Consider the following 403-nt stretch of genomic DNA (forward strand, 5'->3'; position numbering starts at 1 on the left):
ACACCAGCAGGTGTTGTACATTTAGTTCGTAACAATCACGAAGTATTCATTCAAAAGGATGCAGGTGTAGGATCTGGTTTCACAGATGCTCAGTATGTTGAAGCGGGAGCAAAAATTGTTGATACAGCTGAAGAAGCTTGGAACATGGAAATGGTTATGAAAGTTAAGGAACCAGTTGAAAGCGAATACAAACACTTCAGCGAAGGTTTAATCTTATTCACATACTTACACTTAGCTCCAGAACCAGAATTAACAAAAGCGTTAATTGAAAAGAAAGTTGTTGCTATCGCATATGAAACAGTACAATTAGAAAACCGTTCATTACCATTACTTGCACCTATGAGTGAAGTAGCTGGTCGTATGGCTGCACAAATCGGTGCGCAATTCCTTGAGAAAAACAAAG

At 38.7% G+C, this 403-nt stretch carries 1 pseudogene; it reads left to right on the plus strand.

Annotated features, from left to right (window positions below):
- A pseudogene (locus V7038_RS06195) lies at window positions 1-403 on the plus strand (alanine dehydrogenase); the annotation flags it as partial.

The organism is Bacillus sp. JJ783, from assembly GCF_036963225.1.
GTDB classification, from domain to species: domain Bacteria; phylum Bacillota; class Bacilli; order Bacillales; family Bacillaceae_G; genus Bacillus_A; species Bacillus_A cereus_U.